Origin of the sequence: Gillisia lutea (assembly GCF_021568705.1) — a bacterium.
In the GTDB taxonomy this organism is placed as follows: Bacteria; Bacteroidota; Bacteroidia; order Flavobacteriales; family Flavobacteriaceae; genus Gillisia; species Gillisia lutea.
Genome location: NZ_JAKGTH010000007.1, coordinates 107,965 through 129,595, shown reverse-complemented (window position 1 = coordinate 129,595; position 21,631 = coordinate 107,965). Strand labels below are relative to the sequence as shown.

Annotated in this window: 21 protein-coding genes; 4 read left to right on the top strand and 17 right to left on the bottom strand. The window is 36.2% G+C overall.

Going from position 1 to position 21,631, the window contains the following annotated elements; translation table 11 throughout:
- Positions 1-36: 36 nt before the first annotated feature.
- The 13 genes from rimO to recR form a co-directional block, all read right to left on the bottom strand.
- Positions 37-1,389, bottom strand: coding sequence for a 30S ribosomal protein S12 methylthiotransferase RimO (gene rimO / locus L1I30_RS05030; protein ID WP_236133171.1), 1,353 nt, complete (start codon positions 1,387-1,389; stop codon positions 37-39).
- Positions 1,390-1,554: 165 nt separating this feature from the next.
- Positions 1,555-1,836, bottom strand: coding sequence for a hypothetical protein (locus tag L1I30_RS05025; protein ID WP_236133170.1), 282 nt, complete (start codon positions 1,834-1,836; stop codon positions 1,555-1,557).
- 1 nt (position 1,837) lies between these two features.
- Positions 1,838-3,469, bottom strand: coding sequence for an amidase family protein (locus tag L1I30_RS05020; RefSeq protein WP_236133169.1), 1,632 nt, complete (start codon positions 3,467-3,469; stop codon positions 1,838-1,840).
- Positions 3,470-3,488: 19 nt separating this feature from the next.
- Positions 3,489-4,451 (bottom strand): signal recognition particle-docking protein FtsY, encoded by a 963-nt coding sequence (gene ftsY / locus L1I30_RS05015; protein WP_236133168.1) that lies wholly within the window; start codon positions 4,449-4,451, stop codon positions 3,489-3,491.
- Between the two features lie 130 nt (positions 4,452-4,581).
- The gene (locus tag L1I30_RS05010; RefSeq protein WP_236133167.1) at positions 4,582-4,734 is read right to left on the bottom strand and encodes a DUF4295 domain-containing protein; all 153 of its coding nucleotides are present in this window, start codon (positions 4,732-4,734) and stop codon (positions 4,582-4,584) included.
- Positions 4,735-4,743: 9 nt separating this feature from the next.
- Complete coding sequence (gene rpmG / locus L1I30_RS05005; protein ID WP_034890814.1) at positions 4,744-4,926, bottom strand: 50S ribosomal protein L33; 183 nt, start codon at positions 4,924-4,926, stop codon at positions 4,744-4,746.
- A gap of 25 nt (positions 4,927-4,951) precedes the next feature.
- Positions 4,952-5,191, bottom strand: a complete 240-nt coding sequence (gene rpmB, locus L1I30_RS05000) for a 50S ribosomal protein L28 (protein WP_236133166.1) — start codon at positions 5,189-5,191, stop codon at positions 4,952-4,954.
- A 154-nt stretch (positions 5,192-5,345) separates the two neighbouring features.
- Positions 5,346-6,596, bottom strand: coding sequence for a competence/damage-inducible protein A (locus L1I30_RS04995; RefSeq protein WP_236133165.1), 1,251 nt, complete (start codon positions 6,594-6,596; stop codon positions 5,346-5,348).
- Entirely contained in the window at positions 6,596-6,934 is a 339-nt protein-coding gene (locus tag L1I30_RS04990) for an Hpt domain-containing protein (RefSeq protein WP_236133164.1), read from the bottom strand. The genes L1I30_RS04995 and L1I30_RS04990 overlap by 1 nt, the downstream gene beginning before the upstream one ends.
- The gene (locus L1I30_RS04985) at positions 6,935-7,549 is read right to left on the bottom strand and encodes a fumarylacetoacetate hydrolase family protein (RefSeq protein WP_236133163.1); all 615 of its coding nucleotides are present in this window, start codon (positions 7,547-7,549) and stop codon (positions 6,935-6,937) included.
- A gap of 30 nt (positions 7,550-7,579) precedes the next feature.
- On the bottom strand, positions 7,580-8,356 hold the full coding sequence (locus L1I30_RS04980; protein ID WP_236133162.1) for a 3'-5' exonuclease: 777 nt from the start codon (positions 8,354-8,356) through the stop codon (positions 7,580-7,582).
- Between the two features lie 145 nt (positions 8,357-8,501).
- Entirely contained in the window at positions 8,502-9,788 is a 1,287-nt protein-coding gene (locus L1I30_RS04975) for a dihydrolipoamide acetyltransferase family protein (RefSeq protein ID WP_236133161.1), read from the bottom strand.
- A 204-nt stretch (positions 9,789-9,992) separates the two neighbouring features.
- Entirely contained in the window at positions 9,993-10,610 is a 618-nt protein-coding gene (gene recR / locus L1I30_RS04970; protein ID WP_236133160.1) for a recombination mediator RecR, read from the bottom strand.
- 106 nt (positions 10,611-10,716) lie between these two features.
- Here recR and L1I30_RS04965 point away from each other — a divergent pair, with 106 nt between their 5' ends.
- Positions 10,717-12,162, top strand: coding sequence for a sodium:solute symporter (locus L1I30_RS04965; protein WP_236133159.1), 1,446 nt, complete (start codon positions 10,717-10,719; stop codon positions 12,160-12,162).
- Here the strand turns inward: L1I30_RS04965 and L1I30_RS04960 are convergent.
- Complete coding sequence (locus tag L1I30_RS04960; RefSeq protein WP_236133158.1) at positions 12,133-12,495, bottom strand: CoA-binding protein; 363 nt, start codon at positions 12,493-12,495, stop codon at positions 12,133-12,135. The two genes, L1I30_RS04965 and L1I30_RS04960, sit on opposite strands and share 30 nt — an antisense overlap.
- Positions 12,496-12,817: 322 nt before the next feature.
- Between L1I30_RS04960 and L1I30_RS04955 the strand changes: the two genes are divergently transcribed.
- Positions 12,818-15,184, top strand: a complete 2,367-nt coding sequence (locus tag L1I30_RS04955) for a TonB-dependent receptor (RefSeq protein ID WP_236133157.1) — start codon at positions 12,818-12,820, stop codon at positions 15,182-15,184.
- A gap of 76 nt (positions 15,185-15,260) precedes the next feature.
- On the opposite strand, the gene L1I30_RS04950 is transcribed toward L1I30_RS04955, so the two are convergent.
- From L1I30_RS04950 to L1I30_RS04940, 3 genes are all read right to left on the bottom strand, one after another.
- On the bottom strand, positions 15,261-16,271 hold the full coding sequence (locus tag L1I30_RS04950; RefSeq protein WP_236133156.1) for a 3-oxoacyl-ACP synthase III family protein: 1,011 nt from the start codon (positions 16,269-16,271) through the stop codon (positions 15,261-15,263).
- A gap of 202 nt (positions 16,272-16,473) precedes the next feature.
- A complete protein-coding gene (locus L1I30_RS04945; RefSeq protein ID WP_236133155.1) occupies positions 16,474-17,781 on the bottom strand; it encodes an ABC1 kinase family protein in 1,308 nt (435 codons plus the stop codon).
- Positions 17,782-17,853: 72 nt separating this feature from the next.
- A complete protein-coding gene (locus L1I30_RS04940) occupies positions 17,854-18,537 on the bottom strand; it encodes a TetR/AcrR family transcriptional regulator (RefSeq protein ID WP_236133154.1) in 684 nt (227 codons plus the stop codon).
- Positions 18,538-18,746: 209 nt separating this feature from the next.
- On the opposite strand from L1I30_RS04940, the gene htpG reads away from it, so the two are divergent.
- Positions 18,747-20,633 (top strand): molecular chaperone HtpG, encoded by a 1,887-nt coding sequence (htpG, locus tag L1I30_RS04935; protein ID WP_236133153.1) that lies wholly within the window; start codon positions 18,747-18,749, stop codon positions 20,631-20,633.
- Between the two features lie 170 nt (positions 20,634-20,803).
- Positions 20,804-21,631 carry a hypothetical protein gene (locus L1I30_RS04930; RefSeq protein ID WP_236133152.1) on the top strand — a complete coding sequence of 276 codons (828 nt, stop codon included), beginning with the start codon at positions 20,804-20,806 and terminating at the stop codon, positions 21,629-21,631.

Sequence of the window (21,631 nt, the reverse complement as noted above, 5' to 3'; positions counted from 1 at the left end):
CTATAAATCTATAAAATTCAATATGTATCTCTTTAATTAGACACTTCTAATTTTAAGCTCTTTTCTAACCGGTTTTGCAACATTTGCATTTACTGGAGTTCCATACAGGTCAAAATCTGCAGCCTCCGTTATTTTTATATCATAGAAGTCGCCAGTTTTCAAATAGATCTCGGTAGCATCTATCAATACTTCATTATCAACATCGGGAGAATCAAATTCGGTTCTACCAATAAAGTAATTCCCTTCTTTTCTATCGATTACCACTTTAAAGGTCTGCCCTATTTTCTCCTGATTTAGTTCCCAGGAGATCTGAGATTGGATTTCCATGATCTCGTTGGCTCTAGCCTGCTTCACTTCCTGTGGCACATCATCTTCAAGATTATATGCATGAGTATTTTCTTCATGAGAATAGGTAAAACAGCCCAGACGCTCAAAACGCATTTCCTTTACCCAGTCTCTCAGCTCTTCAAAATGTTCTTGAGTTTCACCTGGATACCCAACAATAAGCGTTGTTCTAATGGTCATTTCAGGAACGAATTTCCTGAAATCCTTTAAAAGATTGGTTGTTTTTGCATGAGTAGTACCGCGACGCATCGATTTTAAAAGATCATCTGAAATATGCTGTAACGGAATGTCTAGATAATTACAAACCTTTGGCTCTCTCTTCATTACATCCAAAACGTCCATTGGGAAACCGGTAGGAAATGCATAATGCAAACGTATCCACTCAATTCCATCAACCTTTACCAGATTTTCTAGTAACTCAGCAAGATTTCGTTTCTTATAAAGATCTAACCCATAATAGGTGAGGTCTTGAGCAATAAGTATCAATTCCTTTACTCCGTTTGCTGCAAGATTTTTAGCTTCGATAACCAAATTCTCAATTGGGGTAGATCTGTGTTTCCCTCTCATTAAAGGGATTGCACAAAAGGAACAAGGTCTATCGCAACCTTCAGCGATCTTTAAATACGCGTAATTTTTAGGTGTTGTAGTTAAACGCTCGCCTATCAATTCATGTTTATAATCGGCTTCCAATGCTTTTAGAAGTCCGGGTAACTCGGTAGTTCCAAAATACTGATCTACATCAGGAATCTCTTCCTGTAAATCTGGCTTATAACGCTCACTTAAACATCCGGTTACAAAAACCTTATCAACTTCCCCGTTCTGTTTTTTTTCAACATATTCCAAGATCGTATTTACCGATTGCTCCTTAGCATTATCGATAAATCCGCAGGTATTGATAACAACAATATTTCCATCTTCCTCGTGAACAACATCTTTCTTATTGGCCTTTAATTGCCCCATCAATACTTCACTATCATAGACATTCTTGCTGCAACCTAGGGTTACCACATTAATTCTATTCTTCTTTAAGGTCTTGGTTCTCATATGTTATCAATCTTTAAAAATCACATCTTGAAAATCATATTATAAATTGAACTTTATTTTAATCAAAGGAAAGTTCTAGATTTTCATTCCGCTTTAAGCGGGTGCAAAGATACAATCTAAAAATTGAACTAGAGAAGAAACGAGAAAGTTTGAAGAACCAAAGACTTATCCGAAATATTGGTGTAGTTGTAGCACCCATTCAGCTTCATAATAGCGTATAACACTAATAATTATTATTCCCAGAATAGCATAAGTCCAAGTGAAATAATCCCTTTTGAACATAAGACCGCCAACCACTGCAAAGGCAATAAATGGTAAAACAAGAATAAGATTAGGAATTGGCCAGGCACCATCAAATAGAATGGCAATTAGTTTCATTACCACATAAAATACACTGTAAAATAAGATGATCTTACATAGAATGGCCTTAAAGTTATCTTTTTGCATCTTACTTTTGGTAGTTTTCTGGTGATTTTCTTCTTTTTGAAACTTTTTCATAATTATATGCCCACTCATACAGTTGTGCCTCCTGCAATGGCTTTGCGAAAAAGGTAAGCCCCTCAGGAGCCTTATCTTGCGAATACCCCATTGGCACAGTAATAGCCGGATAGTGAGCTACGGCTGCAAAACCAGCATGATAATTATTAATAGAAAGTATTCCATCTAATTGATACTCTTTCATTGGAACATCGAAAAACCGTTTTCCATTCGCATATAGAGTATCTTTTATGGCAGTAAAGTCTTCAGCTGTAGCTGAATCTGCCACAACTCCTTTAAATAAAGACTGTCCGTAAGGAGCTCGCATCACTGAATCTTTATTATTATAAGATATGATATCGGCTACAGAATTATATTCCAAATCCCCTCCATATTTCTGAAAATATTCAGGAAGATCCTTTTTCATATCAAGATTGAGCAATCTTAAGAAATTAGGAAGATCGATCTCTTCCGCTTCAAAAACTATCACCTCTGCTCCCGCTGCTTTAAGATCTTCTAAAGCATTTACATATAAGCTATCCTCCATTAAACTTTTAAGGGCTCCAAAGCGCTTCCCTTTCAAGGACGATTCTTCTAATTCTGTGTAGTAATCTGAAATTTTAGCTTTTAATTTTACAGAAGCAGGATCTGAACTGTCTCTTCCAGACATAGCCGATAAAAGAATAGCATTATCTATTACAGATTTAGTAATAGGCCCCGGTGTATCCAACGTACTGGAAATAGGAATGATCCCACCTCTGCTAAGCAGACCGATACTTGGTTTTAAACCCACTACAGAATTCTGACTTGAAGGAGATAAGATAGAGCCAGATGTTTCAGATCCAACAGCAGCAACCGCAAAATTTGCAGCCACAGCAACGGCACTCCCAGAACTGGAACCACCGGTATCTAAAATTTTTCTGCCATATGGATTCAGCGTTTGCCCTCCTACTGCAGAGTAACCGCTAGGGCAATCTCCACAAAAGAAATACGCCCATTCACTTAAATTCGTTTTTCCAAGAATTAAAGCGCCATTGTCTTTTAGACGCTCTACAAGATAAGCATCTTTAGTACTATTATTCATTAACGCTACCGCACCGGCAGTAGTTGGTAAATCTTTTGTGTTGATATTATCTTTTAACAATATTGGCATCCCGAAGATGGGATGTTTAAGCATTTTATTCTTTAGTTGAATGTCCTTTTCTCGGGCCTGCTCTAGAACAAAAGGGTTAAGAGATATCACAGAATTTAAGCTTAGTTCATTCTCTCTATCATACTTCTGAATTCTCTTGAGGTAGAATAAGACCAATTCTTCATAGCTAAACTCCCCATTATACACAGACTTCTGAATACTCGGAATGTCTTTATCTATTACTAAAGGAAGTAAAGATGAGTATCGTGCTTCAGAAAAAGCATCTAATTCCTGCTGAAAAGGCTTCCAAAGAGAATCGTTTTCTATAAATTTAGAATCTAAAACTTTGAATTCCATTTCCTTAGAAGCAGCTGTGCTATCATTTTTCACCTCAGAGTTAACCAAAGTAGTTTTTTCCTTTTTACAAGAAAACATCAAAAGCACCGACAAGAGGAATAAACATTTTTTCATGAAGGCAGGTTTAGAAGGATTATTTTTTAAAGAAAGAATCTACAAATTCAAATTTATTGAAAACCTGTAAATCTTCTATTCCTTCACCTACTCCAATATATTTCACAGGGATCTTGAATTGATCGCTAATACCAATTACCACCCCACCTTTAGCTGTACCATCCAGTTTGGTAACCGCAAGAGAAGTAACCTCTGTAGCTGCTGTAAATTGCTTAGCCTGTTCAAAAGCGTTCTGGCCAGTAGAACCATCCAAAACCAATAATACTTCGTGAGGCGCGCTAGGAACCACTTTTTGCATTACACGTTTCACTTTGCTAAGCTCATTCATAAGGTTTACCTTATTATGCAATCTACCGGCAGTATCAATAATCACCACATCGGCATCCTGTTTTACCGCGCTTTCTACAGCATCAAAAGCAACAGAAGCAGGATCACTTCCCATTTGCTGCTTTACAATTGGCACTCCTGTTCTATCTGCCCAAATTTGAAGCTGATCTATTGCGGCTGCTCTAAAAGTATCTGCAGCACCTAGTAATACTTTTTTACCATCTTTTTTGAATTGATGCGCCAGTTTTCCAATAGTCGTGGTTTTCCCAACACCATTCACTCCCACCACCATGATTACATAAGGTTTGGAAACCGTGTTCCAATCTATTCCTGTATTAACTCCTTGCTCTGTTTCACTTTCTGAAAGTAAGCCTGCTATTTCTTCTCTTAAAATCCCATTAAGCTCGGCAGTACCAAGATATTTATCTCTCGCAACACGCTCCTCAATTCTCTTAATTATTTTTATAGTAGTAGTTACACCAACATCACTACTTACAAGAACTTCTTCAAGGTCATCTAAAACATCATCATCTACTTTAGATTTTCCGGCAACAGCCTTACTCATTTTGGATAGGAAGGTAGTACTTGACTTTTCTAATCCCTTATCTAAGGTTTCTTTCTTTTCCTTAGAAAATATTTTTTTAAATAAACTCATTATTTGGAAGGTTTGAATATTCAAAATCAAAATCTCAGATACCCAGATTTCAATTGAGTGTAAATATACACAAAAAGCAAAAGCCGTCCAGATGGCTCTGGACGGCTTTTAAAATATTTTTTGAAATAACTTACTTCTTACCTAAGAAGTCATTTACTTGCTCTGGGATCATGATGCTTTCAACGAATGTATATGCACCTGTCTTAGGAGACTTCACCATTTTAATAGCTTTAGTCAATCTCTTAGAACCTGTCTGTAATGTTGCTACTGATTTTTTTGCCATGACTTATACTTATTTAATTTCTTTATGAACCGTCATTTTCTTAAGGATAGGGTTAAATTTCTTTAACTCCATTCTATCTGGCGTGTTCTTTTTATTTTTTGTTGTAATATATCTTGAAGTACCTGGTCTTCCTGATTCCTTGTGCTCTGTACACTCTAAGATTACCTGTATTCTGTTACCTTTCTTTGCCATTTTACTATGTCTTAGTGGTTAAGGATTATTTATTCAAAAATCCCTTTTCTCTAGCTTCCTTAATTACAGCAGAGATACCTTTTTTATTGATGTTTTTTAATGCAGAAGCTGAAACTTTTAAAGTTACCCATCTGTCCTCTTCAGGAATATAAAAACGCTTCTTTAATAAGTTGATATTAAATTTACGCTTGGTTTTATTCATGGCGTGAGAAACATTGTTTCCTACCATTGCTCTCTTACCCGTTAGCTCACAAACTCTTGACATTGCTTAAATCTTTTTGTTATTTCAAAACAGGCTGCAAATTAACGATTTTTTTAAGTAACCGCCAACATAATTTTAAAAATATTTCAAGGAATTTTATTCTTCCTTTAAGCCGCCCTTTATTATTTTTATAATACTCAAATAGAGTAGTTGCGTTCTACCGTGTAACTAACTCCTTGTAAATCATTTCCAAAGCCTTATTTACAGCCTTTTTCACAACCTGCTCTCTTCGCTTACCCAATTCAAATTTCTCTGCATATACTTTTTCTGGGGTAGCAATCCCAATATAAACCGTTCCTACCTCAGCATCACTTTCACCTTTTTCAGGGCCTGCATTTCCGGTGGTAGAAATTGCATAATCCGACTTAAAAAGTTGCCTAGCGCTTACAGCCATCTCTTCTGCAACCTGCCTGCTTACTACAGAATATTTTTTTACGGTGGCTTTAGAAACCTTTAGAACTTCTTCTTTCACCTGCGTAGCATAGGAAACCATCCCTCCTTTAAAAAATTGAGATGACCCTGCATTAGAGGTTATTTCAGCAGCTAACAGCCCTCCTGTACAACTTTCTGCCACGGCTAAAGTGCTCTTTTTATCAATAAAGGCATTTTGCAGACTGAGTGATAGCTCTTCATCTTCCCCGGCAGTATCAGCAATAATATCTTTTAATAAGGGATAAATCTTTTCAAATTCCAGCTCGATAGAAGTTTTTAATTCTCCTTCATCATACCCCTTCCCAGACAAACGCAATCTTACCATTCCAAAATTTGGTAAATAGGCAAGTTTTATATGATGGGGTAAATTTCGCTCCCACTCTTCTAATCTAAGAGCAATTGCACTTTCACCTAAACCATAGGTTCTAATGGTTTTATGATGAATAAACGGACGATCGAATTCTTTCTTTAGTTTTGGCAACACTTCAATTTCCATAAGCGCTTTCATCTCAAAAGGCACTCCGGGCATGGCAATATAAACGACCTCATCTTTTTTAAACCATAGTCCCGGGGCAGTTCCATATTTATTGTGAAGTACAGCAGCTTTAGAGGGTACCATTGCCTGTTCCCTGTTTAAATTAGAAATGGGAGTATGCTTGATCCTCTTAAAAATCTCCTCAATATGTTCTAGAACGTCAGAATTAAGAATAAGTTGATCTTCAAAATATTCACAAAGTGTACGTTTAGTAACATCATCGTTCGTGGGACCCAATCCACCAGTTATAATAACAACATTGGCAGTGTTCGAAGCATTTTTAAGACTCTCTAAAATATGATCTTTCTCATCTTCAATAGAAGTTATTTGATGGACAGACACCCCTATTTTATTAAGCTCTTTTGCTATATAAGCCGAATTAGTGTCAACTATTTGCCCAATTAGAATCTCGTCTCCTATTGTAATAATTTCTGCAATCATTACAATCCGAAATCCTCTTTCAGTTCCTTTTCTGCCAGTGTTACTTTAGTAGAAATCTTTTCCTTAGCCTCCCTTGCTTTCCCTTCAGCTCCAGTACCTTTGGCCCATGCTTCAATAGTCAATATCTGCTCCATTAGCTCCAATCCGAATAATTGTAAATTTGGCTTCATTTTATGGGCAAATTGATAAGCTAAAGTAGGGTTACTATTGTCTATTGCTTCGGCCATAGATTTTACATCTGGCGGTATCTCCTCTAAAAAGGTCTCTATAATCACTTTTACAAAATCATCATCACCACCAGCCATCTCAATCACTTCGGTTAAGTTGTAGTTGCTCATCTATTTTACGTGTATTGAAAAAATTTGTTCTTCCTCTATAAATCCCGTTAACTGGTCGTTTACCTGCACCCTACCAACACCTTTGGGGGTTCCGGTAAAAATTACATCACCAATTTTTAAAGTAAAATACTGGGAGACGTAAGAAATGATCTCATCTATTTTCCACAACATCTCGCTGGTATTACCTTTTTGAACGGTCTCTTTGTTTTTAATCAAGCTAAAGTTAATATTATTTATATTGGATAGAGAGTTTTTATTAATCCATTTTTCTCCAATTACCGCAGCACCATCAAAGCCCTTCGCTTTTTCCCAAGACAATCCCCTTGTTTTTAGTTGCTCTTGAAGATCTCGGGCAGTAAAATCTATACCTAACCCTATTTCGTCATAATATTTATGTGCGAATTTTTCCTGAATATGCTTTCCAACTTTATTAATCTTTACCAAAACTTCCACTTCGTACTGAACATCATCGGAAAAATCAGGAATAAAGAAGGGTTGTTTTTTTAACAGGATAGAAGTATCAGGCTTCAAGAAAACTACTGGCTCTGTAGGCTTTTCATTTTTAAGTTCCGAGATATGCTCGCTGTAATTTCTTCCAATACAAATAAGTTTCATTGTAACTAATAAAAATTTAGTTTATAGGAATTAGCTCAATTTATTATTGAGTTTTCTTAATTTAATAGCTGTTAATACCTTTTTAGTATAAAGCGGGAAATCGGCATTTTGAATCCAGCCATAGTAACCTGGTTCATCTTCAAAGACCTTTTCTACATGTTTCCCCTTATATTTCCCAAAGGCGAAAACTTCATGTCCTTTTTTATCGAAAGCAATGAAACCAGCAAAATCGGCGAATTTTCTACGAGAACTATATTCACCTAACCAGGAAATATCATTTTCAAGATCATCGTATCTATCTAATTGCGATTTCAAAACTTCGTAAGTAGCATTGGTATCGGCGGCTGCCGAATGCGCTCCATCCAAATCTTTTCCGCAGTAGAATTTATAGGCTGCAGAAAGTGTTCTTTGTTCCTGCTTATGAAAAATGGTTTGCACATCTACAGAAACCACATTTTTCATTTCAAAATCTACCTCCACTCGCAATAATTCTTCTGCCAGAAGAGGAATATCAAACCTATTGGAATTATAACCTCCCAGATCGCAATTCTTGATCATCTCATGAATTTGCGGAGCCAGCTCTTTAAAAGTAGGTTCGTTAGCAACCTTTTCATTTGAAATTCCATGAATAGCTATCACTTCCTGCGGGATATTCATTTCAGGATTAACTAACCAGGTCTTGCTCTCTTTATTCCCGTTGGGGAAAATTTTCAGAATAGAGATTTCGACAATCCTGTCTTTAGATATATTGGTACCCGTAGTTTCCAGATCAAAAAAACAAATAGGTTTTTTGAGTTTTAACTCCATAGTGTTATGCTATTTTTAGTTGTAAATATAGTATAAATTGGTAGTTCTATTGTAAGGAGAGCCACGCATCCCCAATTATAGAAATAAAAAAGAGACATTGCTAATTAACTAGAATGCCTCTTTTTTAATTATTATTTTCAAGTTGTTATACCACTCTATCTTTATCAAAAGATTCTAAATATTGTGCCACGCGCTGTACAAATTGCCCACCTAGCGCTCCATTAACCACTCTGTGATCATAGCTATGGGACAAGAACATTTTGTAACGAATCCCTATAAAATCTCCTTCAGGAGTTTCAATTACAGCCGGAACTTTTCTAATAGCTCCCAAGGCTAGAATTGCAACTTGTGGCTGATTGATTATAGGTGTTCCCATAATACTTCCAAATGTTCCAACATTTGTTACAGTGTAAGTACCTCCCTGGATATCGTCGGGTTTCAATTTATTTTGTCTCGCTCTGTTTGCAAGGTCGTTCACCTCTTTTGCAAGTCCGACCAAATTTAATCTATCGGCATTTTTAATTACCGGAACAATTAAATTTCCATCAGGAAGTGCCGCAGCCATCCCTAAATTGATGTTTTTCTTTTTGATGATCTTGTCCCCATCTACAGAAATATTGATCATTGGGAAATCTTTTATGGCCTTTGCTACCGCCTCCATAAAGATGGGAGTAAAGGTTAGCTTTTCTCCTTCTCTTTTTTCAAAGGCTGCTTTGTGTTTGGATCTCCAGTTCCAAATAGTTGTAACATCTACTTCTATAAATGACTGTACATGAGCAGAAGTTTGCGCGCTTTGTACCATGTGGTGAGCAATCATTTTACCCATTCGACTCATTTCCACAATCTCATCTTCTCCATTTACACTAACAGGAGCTGGCGCTTGTTGCACAGCAGCCGGTGCCACAGGAGGAGCTTGCGGTTGCTGACCTTTATTAGTTACATATTCTAAAATATCATTCTTTGTAACACGGCCATCTTTCCCTGTTCCCTCTAGAGCCTCTAATTCACTCAAAGAAACGCCTTCTTTTTTTGCAATGTTCTTAACTAATGGAGAGTAGAATTTATTTGAATCGGAGAAATCTTCTCCGCTGGTTTGAGTGGTTTGTTTTGCAGTAGCTACAGTTTCCTCAACTTCTTCCACCAAAGCTTCAGAAGATGATTCTTGCTCCACCTCATATGTTGCGCCATCCCCATCAATCTCTATAATTGCTATTGTTTGCCCTACTTTTACAACATCGTCGGCCCCAAAAAGCTTTTCTATCAGTACACCATCAACCTCACTTGGAACTTCACTGTCAACTTTATCGGTAGCAATTTCCAATACAGCTTCATCTGCTTCAATGGTATCACCAACTTCTTTTAACCAACTTGTAATAGTCGCTTCTGCAACACTTTCACCCATTTTGGGCAATTTTAGTTCAAACTTTGCCATATTATTATCTCAAAGATGTTTTTTATAATTCTAATTGCGAAATTACTCAATTAAAAGCTTTATAAATATTAAATATTCAATAAAATTATTTTATTAAGCCAAATTACTTTGAATTTCAGAATACCCTATTTCGGTAAATTTACAATTTCAATAGCTCAAATAAAAGAATTGCCTTAGTTAAGCATGATAGTCCCTTACAATAAATCAACTTTTTAAGGAACTTTCAAAAGGGACTCTATTGGCTATACTTCTTCCTAAGGTCACCTCATCAGCATATTCCAACTCATCCCCCACAGAAATTCCTCTAGCAATTGTTGATGTTTTTATCTCTAAACCTTCTAGCTGCTTAAAAATATAGAAGTTGGTGGTATCCCCTTCTAAGGTGCTACTTAACGCAAAGATGATCTCTTCAATTTCTCCTTCTCGCACCTTATCTATCAATGATTTAATTTTGAGCTGCGAAGGTCCTATTCCGTCCATCGGACTTATTTTTCCTCCTAATACATGATATAAACCTCTGTACTGACCTGTGTTTTCTATAGCCATGACATCGCGAATATCTTCAACAACACACACTATCTCTTTAACACGTGTAGGATTGGCACATATTTCACATAGATCGGTATCGCTTATATTATGGCAATTCTTACAAAGTTTTATTTGGGTACGCAAATTAGAAAGTGCATCGGTAAGCTGAAGGGTTTGCATTTCAGGCTGCTTCAAAAGATGAAGCACAAGCCTTAGCGCAGTTCGTTTTCCAATACCGGGTAATTGAGACATTTCAAGCACCGCTTGTTCTAATAATTTTGATGAAAAATCCATGCTTCAAAATTACATTATTTTACCTGAAACAGCACCAAAATTAAGCATCACAATACTTATAGCACATTAAATCATTATTTGTATTTTGCCACGAAATTTTATTTCTATGCAACCAGTTTATATCCTCCTGCTTATTGCTGCTTATTTTGCAGCACTTATCATCATCTCTTATTTCACAGGAAAGAACTCTAATAATGACGCTTTTTTTAAGGCGAACAGGCAATCTCCCTGGTATGTAGTAGCATTTGGAATGATAGGCGCATCGCTAAGTGGAGTGACTTTCATCTCGGTACCGGGCTGGGTAGAGGCTAGCCAGTTTAGTTATATGCAAGTTGTGCTGGGATATATTTTGGGGTATGCTGTTATTGGAACTGTGCTACTCCCGCTTTATTACAAAATGAATCTTACTTCTATTTACACGTATTTAGAAAGTAGGTTTGGAAGATATTCATATAAAACCGGTGCTTCTTTCTTTCTTTTATCTCGTATAGTGGGAGCAAGTTTTCGATTGTTTCTAGTAGCCAATGTGCTGCAAATAATTTTATTTGACCAGTTAGGTGTTCCATTTTGGCTAACAGTTATTATGGCAATTGCACTTATCTGGTTATATACTTTTAAATCGGGTATAAAAACCATCGTTTATACCGACACTTTGCAAACCCTTTGCATGCTTATTGCTGTGGGAGTTAGTATTTATTATGTTTCAGCTGATCTGGGAATTCAGGGTGCCGATTTAATATCTCATATTTCTAATAGTGAATTGTCTAAAATTTTCTTTTTTGATGATATTAAAAGTGCCGATTATTTTTGGAAGCAATTCCTTTCTGGAGCATTTATAGCTATTGTAATGACAGGATTAGATCAGGATATGATGCAGAAAAATCTTACCTGCAGAAACTTAAAAGATGCCCAAAAGAACATGTTCTGGTTCACTATTGTACTTACAGTGGTTAATTTTTTCTTTATGGCCCTGGGAATTCTATTGATAGAGTATGCCAGACAAAATGGTATTACAGCTTCCAAAGATGAACTTTTCCCGGTAATTGCCACACAAAGCGGACTTGGTGTAGGAATAGCAATTTTCTTTATTTTAGGTCTAATCGCTGCAGCATATAGTAGTGCCGATAGTGCATTAACTTCTTTAACCACCTCCTTTAGTATCGACATTCTGGATATTGAAAAGCGTTATGAAAAACGTAAGCAGGAGGTCGTTAGAAAAAGAATACATGTTGCCGTCTCAATAGTACTTATTCTGGTAATAATAAGTTTTAAATATATTATTAAAGACGAAAGTGTGATCGCAAAATTGTTTGTATTTACAGGCTATACCTATGGGCCGCTATTAGGACTTTATAGCTTCGGGCTTTTCACAAAACTTCAGGTGAAAGATAAGATTGTGCCAATTATAGCAATACTTTCCCCTATATTATGCTACTTAATAAGCAATAATAGCGCAGCCTGGTTTGGCTTTGAATTCGGATTTTTTATTCTTATTCTGAACGGAGCAATTACTTTTCTTGGCTTAATACTGATTAGTAGAAAGCATCACTAAAGTACAGGCCGATTCAAAATGAATTTTATTAGCTCGTAAAAGTTTATATAACTCCGGGTTTTCGGTGCCCGGATTAAAGATCACTCGCTTAGGCTCTAAGGAAAGTATATAGTCATAATATTCCTTTTGGCGTTGTGCATTTAAATAAAGGGTAATAGTATCTATACCATCGAAATCTTTCTGTTCGTTGGTGATCTCTACTCCTTCCACCTCTCCATTTTTCAAGCCAACTGCAACAGCCGGGTGTTGAAAAGAAACCAATCTTTTAATAGCAATATTCGAATATCTGGAAGGGTTCATAGACGCCCCTAACACCAATGTTTTCTTTTTCATATCTAACAAAGTTACTATTTCTGTTTTTCTGTAACAAATAAAGAATTTTTTGGTCTTTAAAAAAACACAGGACTGTTGTAGCTCCCAATTGTGTTGTGATGGTACACAATATGGGAAGTTGCATCAAAAACCCACTCTTCTTTTCGGGAGGGTGGGTTTAAAAATAATAAAACATAACTGTAACAAATTAAATCGTTTGTCGTCTATTAAATATAAGGAATTGCCGGAAGGCTTTTTTTTGATCTAATTATTATGCATAACAAGATACCTTGCGTAAAAAATCAATTCATCACATTTAATTAACCATCAAATCAATCAAAAAATGAAACAGTTAATTCTAATTATTAGTTTATTCAGTCTTATCCCCGGATATGGCTTTCAGGCTCCAAAAGAAGTACTATTTGGACAGATCTCAGGAGTTGTTCTAGACAAAGACCTTCGAGAACCTATTCCTTTTGCAACCCTTATCATTAATGACCTAGACGGAAATTTAGTTTCCGGAAACAGTTCTGCTGATGATGGCACATTTACTATTAAAAATATTCCTAACGGAAAATATGTATTTCAGGCACAATTTATTGGTTACAAAACATTGAGTCAAAATATTGAGATAGATTCTAAAAATAACCGAATCGATTTGGGTGAGATCTTGCTAGAGGCAGACGTGGCTATGTTAGATGACGTTAACATTGTTGCCGAACGCTCTACAATCGAGCAGAAGATAGATCGAAAAGTAATAAACGTAGGAAAAGATCTCACAACAGCCGGAGCCTCGGCTTCCGATATCATGGCAAATCTGCCTACGCTTACAGTAGATCAGGATGGAAATATAGCCATGCGGGGAAATGATAATGTTCGCATATTAGTAGATGGAAAACCTAGTAATATTCCCGCTGCACAGCTATTAAAACAAATTCCTAGCTCTTCTATAAAAAGTATTGAACTCATTACAAATCCTTCAGCGAAATATAATCCGGAAGGAATGAGCGGGATAATCAATATCATTCTTCATAAGAATTCAAATATGGGATTCAATGGAAACCTCAACACTGGTGTTACCATCGCTACACATACCCGTGTAAATGGATCTATAGACATGAATTACCGAAAAGGCAAATTGAATTTCTTTACCAATGCCGGAACTAATTTTGGTAAGAGAAGACAGCGCGGACTAATAAAGAATGTAGAATCCGATTATGAGGAAAACATCTACTTTTTAAACGATAACAATTCTTATCTCTTTAAAGTAGGAGTAGATTATTATATAGATGACAAGAACACCGTTTCCTTCTATACAAATCAGAATCGTTATTGGGGAGAGCCGTTAGGACAGATCGATCTTGTTATTGATAGTGATCCCGATTCAAGTATTTATCAGGGATTTAATCTTGATAGTAAAAATGTATCCAGTACCTATAATTTCGACTATAAAAGAGAATTTGAAAAGGAAGGTCATAACATAGAATTAGAGATAGATCATAATATCGTAGATGGATCAGAACTGGCTGCTTTTACTTTTGAAGGTGGTGGCGCCCCTTTCCCTTCATACAATGATGATGTAACCGATGACAACTCTAATACTACTATTAACTTAGACTACGTAAACCCCCTAAGCGAGAAAATCAAGCTTGAACTGGGGGCTGAAGCGAGAATTAGAAATAGCAATAACACTTACCAGACCACAAATACCAATCTGGAGGATGCCGATTATGATTACGATAACAGCATTTATTCCTTCTATGCTACCTATGGCCAGAATTTCGAAAAATGGGCCTATCAATTAGGAGCTAGAGTTGAAGCGTATGATGTAACTGCGGTGCTAAACGGAATACAGGTTTTTGAAGATGATTATCTTACCGTTTACCCAACTGCTTATGTTTCTTATCAGCTATCTGAGAAGAAAACTCTTCAAATGAATTATGGAAGACGTGTAGACAGGCCGGGATTAAATCAGGTAAATCCAGTAAGGGAATTTAGCACTCCGCGTATAACAGGAGTTGGAAATCCTCAACTAGACCCTCAGTTCACACACTCGGTTGAACTTAATTACACTCAGAATTTTGAAAAGGGAAGTTTAACTGCAGGTACATTTTACCGCCTTATTAACAGTGAGATCAATCAAACTATCTTGGAAGATCCGGAAGATCCATCAAGACTACTCTTAACCTTTATAAATGGAGAAGATAACACCTCATACGGATTTGAAATTTCCGGTAGTTACAAACCTTTTAAATGGTGGAGTATCAACCCTAGCTTTGAGATCTATACGCAAACCACTCGTGGAATTGTAGGAGAAGCAGCGGTAGAAACCGACAACAATGCCTATAGTTTTAGAATAAACAACAGCTTTAAAGCTACCGATAAATTGACCTTTCAGTTATTTGGATATTATAGAAGTCCTTCCAAAGAACTTCAGTTCAAATCACAGGAATTCTACTTTGTAAATACCGGTGCTCGTTACAATTTATTGAATGATAAAGCTACGTTGAGTCTTAATTTTTCAGATGTTTTCAATACTCAAAAATTCAAGTTCAGCTCCGACCTGCCATATAAGCAAACAGGAGAATTTCAAGGAGAAAGCCAATCGATATACCTAGGCTTCTCTTACAGGTTTGGTGGAGGAAAGAACTCTGCATTAAAAAGAAAGAACCGTGACGATAATGAAAAAGACGGAGGAGGATTATTTTAATAGTTAATTGTTTTTTTAGCCAAAAAAAACCGCTGTTCAAAGTGAACAGCGGTTTTTTATATTAAAATGGAGTTTTTTACCATTCTATTATAGCACTACCCCATGTAAACCCGCTACCAAATGCAGCAAGCACCACCAGGTCTCCTTCTTTTATCTTTCCGTTCTCCCAAGCTTCGGTTAAAGCAATTGGAATAGAAGCAGCAGTTGTATTACCGTACTTCTGGATATTATTATAAACTTTATCATCACTTAGTTTGAATTTCTGCTGAATAAACTGAGAAATTCGAAGATTTGCCTGATGAGGTATTAACATATCAATATCTTTTACCTCTAGGCCATTTGCCTTTAAACCTTCCATGATCACCTCTGAAAAACGTGTAATAGCATGTTTAAATACAAACTGTCCATTCATATATGGATAGTAAGGAATATCATCCCCCTGTGGATTTTCTGCAATGATTTCTGGCACCCAATGATTAGTACTTGGCCCTTTTAAAGATAATTCTAGTGCATGTTTTCCTTCAGAATGCAGATGAGTAGAAAGAATTCCCTGCCCATTGTGATTGCTTCTTGTAAGCACTGCCGCTCCGGCACCATCACCAAAGATTACAGATACAGATCTCCCTCTGGTGGTAAAATCTAATCCTCCACTATGGTTTTCACTTCCTATTACAAGTATATTCTTATACATTCCTGTTTTAATGAACTGATCGGCTACTGATAAGGCGTAGATAAATCCGCTACACTGGTTTCTAACATCTAGAGCAGGACAGGTATTAATGTCTAATATTTCCTGTACCTGTACACCACATCCTGGAAAATAGTAATCTGGACTTAAGGTTGCAAAAACAATAAAATCGATATCATCTTTAGAAATATTGGCACGTTCAATAGCTATTTTGGCTGCTTTTGCACCCATGATTGAAGTTGTATTCCCATCTCCTTTTTTGATATGGTGACGCTCTTGAATTCCTGTTCTTTCCTGAATCCAGGCATCATTTGTGTCCATCAATTTAGAGAGATCATCATTGGTAACAACATTTTCCGGCACATAACTCCCTAGCCCGGCAATTTTGGATTGATACATATTTAAATAATTATGTAATTAAAAATATTCCTTATTAAATTTAATCATTTAATAATTTTTCGCCCCGCAATATATGAAATATTAACATTTTGTAACTTATTAAGGCTACTGGCTTTCTCTAATTTGAAAATGTTTTAAATAAGAAAAGTGCAACCCAAAATTGGGTTACACTTTTCTATCAACCTAACCAATAAATAAATCTTTATGTGTATTGTTTATAATTATCAACTTTTACTGTGGCCTTTAGATCGTGCAACAAATTATATAAGCCGAAGAATGTGCGGTTTATATAGAGGAAATGTTTGCTTCCTCTATTTCCATTCATCTTTCGCAGCTCGGTATCTTTGCTATATTTTTCACTTAAATCGGTAATATTATTCCAAAACGACTCATCTGCAAAATTGAAATTTTCTTCGTGAAACGGACTTGTAAAAAGACTGAGCATTTGATGGAACAATTCAGAAAAGAATTTAATTTCCTTCGGGCTGTCATCAGCTCTAAGAATTTCCAGTTCAAATAATTTTTCATTAAAAAAGTCCGGATCATTAATATTCTCCTTTTTGGCTAACTCAAAATAAGGCACATAAAAATCTTCCGGAACTTTCTTTATACATCCAAAATCTATAGCAATAAGATTTGCCTCTTTATCGATCAGGAAATTTCCCGGGTGCGGATCGGCGTGCACAGCCTTAAGCTCATGCATTTGATACATGTAGAAATCCCACAGCGCCTGCCCTACTTTATTCGCTTTTTCAGAATCGGTATTGTCAGCGGCAAACTCACTTAAGTGCACACCTTCCATCCAATCCATAGTAATTATACGTTCACTGGAAAGCTCTTTATAATAATTAGGGAATTTCAAATTCGGAATAAGCGAACAGGCTTTAGAAATTTCAAGACTTTGTTCAACTTCCAGTAAGTAATCGGTTTCTTCTAACAGCTTCCCTTCTACTTCTTTAAAATACTTTTCTGAATCTTTTCCCTGTAGATTGAACATTCTAATTGCTATGGGTTTTACCATTGCCAGATCTGAACTGATACTGTCTGCAACCCCCGGATATTGGATTTTCACAGCAAGATTCTTCCCATTTTTGGTTGCCTTATGCACCTGTCCGATGCTGGCAGCGTTTACCGATTGGGTTGCAAAAGTATCGTATAAAGATTCAGGGTAATTCCCATTATATTTTTTAAATGTCTTCCTTACTAAAGGTGCAGAAAGTGGTGGAACACTAAATTGTGCCAGAGAGAATTTCTCTACATACGCGCTTGGCAGCAAACTTTTTTCCATAGAAAGCATTTGAGCCACCTTTAAAGCACTTCCTTTCAAACTTTTTAATCCGTCATAAATATCTGACGCATTATTTTCATCCAACTCCTCTCGAGTAAAACTGCCATCGAAAGCCTTCTTACTATAATATTTGAGATAATTCCCACCTATTTTAACTCCGGTTTGAACCATTTTACTAGTTCTTCCTAATTTTCCGGTTGGTATTTTATCTATTGTCTTCATAGTGTTCTATATATAACCTCTCAGCACATTAATAATGTAGGGCACCAATGGTTGTGAGGTTTTTGAGGGGGCTTATTGCATTTTTTCTTTCCAAATAAACTTTCCAAAATCTACTATTCGCTCTAAAGGAGTATTATCAAATAGATCGAAAACTGTATTTACCGACTTCTCTATAGCAACATCGGTACTTTCGAACTTTGGAGAATTATCGTCTATCCAGAATTTCAGTATAAATAAAAGCTGTAACCAAGCTGCTTCCGAAAATATGGTTTCCGACTGTTTCAGGAAATTAACTGTTTTATCTTCATTTCCTTCTCTAATTAGCTCGGTGGCAAAGCTCTTCATACGTTTTCTCAAACCTTTTAACTGTTCCAGATTCTTCAGCATTCCTGCATCTTCCTTTAAGCTGAATAACACATAACTTCTATTTGCTGTTAGCAGCTCGAAAAATGTGTAATAAAAAGTGAGCAATTTTTCCCGAGTGGTAAAGCTTTCAAACTCTGGACTTTTTTCAAGTAACTCGATCGTTAAATTGTAAAAGCGATTCCATATATCTTTTCTTAACCCTTCGAAGCTTCCGAAGAAATCATAGAACTCGTCCTCACTTAATCCATTCTCTTTACAGAATTTATAGACACTTTTAGGAGTAGCTTCATGCTCCAGAACATATTCCATATAGAGACTAATAACCGAGTCTTTAGTTATAGGTTCTTTTTTCTTAGAGTTCTTTCCTGTTTTATTAGTTGCTTTAGCCATAATTCTTTCTTTCTGAGTCAAATATACAAACTGTTTAACTTTATTTAATTTTTATTAAACAAAAATATTTGTTAAACTTTATCCTGCTGCTTCATGATTCATTTAGACGACACTTATTAAGCATCATTACAGATGTCAGTTTGTCAGCAAACACGACTTGGTATTTTTTTTGACTATTAGAAATCAGAATTAATTAAACAACAACATATATGGCAACTGGAAATATCAATGTATCTGTAGAGAACATTTTTCCCCTTATAAAAAAGTTCCTTTACAGCGATCACGAAATCTTTTTACGTGAGTTAGTATCGAACGCAACCGACGCAACTCTTAAACTGAAGCATTTAACCAGTATAGGAGAAATTGGCGTAGAATATGGCAATCCTAAAATAGAAGTGAAAATAGATGAGGCAAATAAAACGCTTCATGTTATCGACCAAGGAATTGGGATGACCAAAGAAGAGGTTGAAAAATACATTAACGAAGTAGCTTTCTCGGGAGCAGAAGAGTTTCTTGAAAAGTACAAAGACTCTGCTAAAGACAGTGGAATTATTGGGCATTTCGGACTTGGTTTTTACTCGGCCTTTATGGTTGCAAATAAAGTAGAGATTATTACCAAATCATATAAAGATGAACCGGCAGCTCACTGGACCTGCGAAGGAACAACCGAATTCACTTTAGAGGAGGCTGATAAAAAAGAAAGAGGAACAGAGATCATCCTTCATATAAATGAAGAAGACGAGCAATTCCTGAAAGAAAGCAGAATTAGTGAACTATTGGTGAAGTATAATAAATTTATGCCTATCCCAATTAAATTTGGTACAACTGAAGAAACATTGGATCTACCGGAAGATGCTCCGGAAGATACAAAACCAGAAACCAAGACGGTTGATAATATAATAAATAATCCTTCTCCGGCCTGGACAAAACAACCTACCGAATTAGAGGATAAAGATTACAAAGACTTTTACAGAGAACTGTACCCTATGCAGTTTGAAGATCCATTATTCCATATTCATTTGAATGTTGATTATCCTTTCAATCTTACCGGAATTCTTTATTTCCCGAAGATGGGTCAGGATATGAACATCCAAAAGGATAAGATCCAGTTATATCAAAATCAGGTATATGTTACCGATAATGTAGAAGGTATTGTTCCTGAATTCTTAACCATGTTACGCGGGGTAATTGATTCTCCAGATATCCCTTTGAACGTTTCAAGATCTTACCTGCAAGCCGATGGAGCTGTTAAAAAAATATCAAGCTACATTACAAGAAAAGTAGCAGATAAGCTAAAATCTTTATTCACAAACAACCGAGAGGAATTCGAGAAAAAGTGGAATGATATTAAAATAGTGATCGAATACGGAATGCTTTCGGAGGATAAATTCTTCGAAAAAGCGGAAAAATTCGCTCTATATCCTACGACTACTAAAGAGTATTACACTTTTGAAGAGTTACAGGAAAAGATCAAGGACAATCAGACTGACAAAGATGGGAACCTGGTAATTTTATACGCTTCAAACGAAGATGCTCAACACAGTTATATTCAGGCAGCACAAGATGCAGGGTATAAAGTGTTACTGCTGGATTCGCCAATTGTAGCTCACCTTTTACAAAAACTGGAGACTAGCAAAGAGAAAATATCTTTTGTGCGTGTAGATAGCGATCATGTTGACAACCTCATCAAAAAAGAAGAGGACAAGATTTCGAAACTTTCCGAAGAAGAGAAGGAAAAATTAAAAGCTGATTTTGAAAAAGTAGTACCTAAAGGAACGTATACTGTTCAATTGGAAGCTATGGACAGCAACGCAGCGCCATTAATTATCACTCAGCCGGAATTTATGCGCAGAATGAAGGAAATGCAACAAACCGGTGGTGGCGGAATGTTTGGTATGGGCAATATGCCGGAAATGTATAACCTTGTGGTAAATACTAATCACGAGTTGATCTCTGAAATATTAAATACCAAAACCGAGAAAAAACAGGAACGCTTAATTAAACAATCGTTGGATTTAGCGCGCCTTTCTCAAAATCTGCTGAAAGGAGAAGAATTAACAGCCTTTATAAAACGCAGTTTTGAAATGGTGAAATAATTCCCCATTTCATAATAACTATAAACCCGCTTCTCACAAAATTGAAGCGGGTTTTTTATATTACTTCAACCGAGTTGTATCCTTCAAACTCAACAAATACATTTAATAAGCTTTTACAACCTACTTTTGAAAGCTTTCGTAACTTTATCCCTCTAATATTAAAAAGCGCCATGAAAAAATTCTTCTTAGCAATAGTTGTATTAACTTCTTTAAGCTGCAATCAAAATCAAAAAAAAGAAGCTCCTTCAAACGACATTATTATGAGTGAACCTGATGGAGGTATTGGAGATGGGGCGGTTTCTCCTGCAGTTGCATTTGCACAGGATATAGAACAAGCACACAATAAGGAACAGTGGAATACGCAGCGGGCAGTTTCTTTTAATATAGATTTAAGTTTTGGAGGAAAGAAACAACTAAAGGGAAAAATTACAAGTTTAACCAACTCCTCTCGTATTAGAATTGATCAAGAAGATGGTACTATTTTGGTATATGATGGTGAAGGAGTTTATTTATGCCCAAAAGACGCAGATAGCAATAGAGCCAGGTTTAACATGTTCACTTGGCAATACTTTTTTGCCCTTCCATTTAAATTAACCGATCCTGGAACAAATTGGGAAATTATGGAACCCTCAGTAATAGATAAGGATACTTTTTACAGAGGTAAACTCACATTTGATGATACTATTGGCGATGCTCCTGATGATTGGTACGTAGTTTATCAAGAAGCCAACTCTCGATTGTTGCACGCAGCTGCTTATATTGTAACTTTTGGCTCTAACAAAGAAAAAGCAGAAAAAAATCCGCACGCCATCGTTTATAGAGATTACAAAGTGATAGACGGGATTCCAGTTGCTACCAAATGGACATTCCATAATTGGAGTATGGATGAGGGAATACAAGATCAAATTGGTGAAGCTAGCATTTCTGATATTATATTCTTCAACGCTAAGAGCGAATTGTTTGACCGGCCTGAGAATTCTAAATCAATAGAAAAATAG